This window comes from bacterium (assembly GCA_040753555.1).
Taxonomy (GTDB): Bacteria; UBA9089; UBA9088; order UBA9088; family UBA9088; genus JBFLYE01.
The window spans coordinates 1-1934 of sequence record JBFMDZ010000305.1; the positions used below are offsets into that span (position 1 = coordinate 1).

General features: G+C 31.9%; 2 protein-coding genes. Both read right to left on the reverse strand.

Annotation, left to right across the window (positions count from 1 at the left end):
- Window positions 1-240: 240 nt before the first annotated feature.
- A complete protein-coding gene (locus AB1630_12845) occupies window positions 241-633 on the reverse strand; it encodes an IS4 family transposase (protein ID MEW6104677.1) in 393 nt (130 codons plus the stop codon).
- On the reverse strand, window positions 617-1666 hold the full coding sequence (locus AB1630_12850) for an IS4 family transposase (GenBank protein MEW6104678.1): 1050 nt from the start codon (window positions 1664-1666) through the stop codon (window positions 617-619). The genes AB1630_12845 and AB1630_12850 overlap by 17 nt, the downstream gene beginning before the upstream one ends.
- Window positions 1667-1934 lie beyond the last annotated feature (268 nt).

The following is a 1934-nucleotide window of genomic DNA, read 5'->3' on the forward strand; positions in this document are numbered from 1 at the left end:
ATATTTAAGTAAATACAGGAAGGTAAAAACCTCAACCCAATGGATAGACCTTGAAATACCCAAACAAACACGAAAATTGATAGAAAATCTAAATTTACATATTACTTAAAAATCAGGAAGTTACGGACTAAGTATGCAATTTTAGATACCCCAAAACAAAATTATAACAAAAGAAGATAAGAAAATACAAATAAATTAAAAATAAGAAATAGATTTTAAGGGATGATGAGAAATATTGATTTATGGAGGACCAAAGGCTTTCCAGGCTAAAGAAATGACAGATAGCTTTTTCATACCACGCCATAAGACCTTTGCTCCTGGATTACCATCACTTTTTCTACCTAAAAATCCTCCTAATTGTGCAATCATCCTAATAGCTTGAGATAAGGATGGTGGTTCTTTGGGAGGTTTTTTGGTATTGTGGTAAAAGCACCAAAGAGATTTCCATTCATGCTCTTGAAGGATAACACTACAAGGAAGGTTTGGTATTGTTCTGCCAATCATAGTCAAAAACATAATTCTCCAGGCAACAATGGAATCTATTGCTAGACAGCGCCTAAGTCCTTCTGCTGTTTTAAATTGATGCTTTTCAATACCACAACCACTTTTTAGAATTTTATGGAATAATTCTATTTAAGAAGCGTTGTGCATAATATTCAACAGACTGAACAGCATCAGAGACAGAATTAAGTGATAAAGTTGTAAGTAACATCCAGGATAAAGGTTCTTCATCAAGTGGTGGTGATGGTTCAATAAGATATATTGCATTTAATGTAATTGGAAAGAGATTTGATTTACTTTTGGGAGGTTTAATGGTTACATTACAAAAGCGTAATTCAACATAAGCAATGCGTTCAGCTTTCTTCTTTTTGCGAGGCACACTTACTTCCAATGTGCAAGCTAATGGCTGTATCTTCATATATGACCAAAGATATTGTTCTTGAGCATCTACATTACGGTTATGAAAAGCTCTGACTAAAAGTTTAGATTGGACATTAATATCATTGGCTTGTTGAAATAATTCGTATATATCAGCTTCTCTATCCCCAATATTAATAATTAAAGTATCAGGACAATCTTTTTTGAGTTGTTCGGTTGCTTGTAAAGAGTTAAGCCATTTTTGGCTTTCTTTCTCTTGAATAGACTTTTCATAGCGTCTATGTTTTTTGCCATATTCTTCATAGGGTCTTATCCAAGTTTGTTGATGAATAATTCCAAGTGGAACACGGGAAGGAGTCATAGATAAGGTTGTATGAACGAGCATTCCTTTAATGGATTCATCAGAACCAATATTACCCAATCCTTTTGTTTCAGGATGTGAGGTATAATTAAGTATTGAAGTATCTTGTATGGCTAATACAATTTGCTGTTCGCTTATTCTTTTTTGTGTAGCTATTTGATGAGGATTTAAAATATTTTTATGAGATACTTTTTTATTATTTAAAAATCTATAAGTAGCTTTTATTTTAGCCCACGAATTATATTTTTGAGGAATAGAAGTATTAGGCGAAGAACAAAAAGATACAATGATGTCCATCAGCCTTTTATTAAGACGAACATCATTAAAGTCGGCAATATTAAATTCGGTATTTATCCATTTTTTTGTTTCTTCTAAATATGAGTCAGGGTTTAGATTATCATTTTCGTTATCATAGACATCTATCATATAATTATTATCGGAAAAATTAAATAAAAACTTAATACCTAAAAAATGTAAATTTTAAGAAAAATGTGTGGGAATTTTTAATGTATATCCCTAATTCTTCTTAATATATAAAAGATGTGGGTAATGATAAGTTCATAGGGGAGATGTGAAGTATGTTGGAGAGATGAGGGCAAACTTAAGTTGTAATCCTTGATGATAAGGAAAAGATTCTTGTAAAGCACCTGGTTACCGTGCAACACAAGGATTTCACCCTTGTTGAATATCAAGG

Excerpts from the sequence above, each read along its gene's own strand:
- AB1630_12850 (MEW6104678.1), bottom strand. The coding sequence starts at position 1,666 with ATGATAGATGTCTATGATAACGAAAATGATAATCTAAACCCTGACTCA.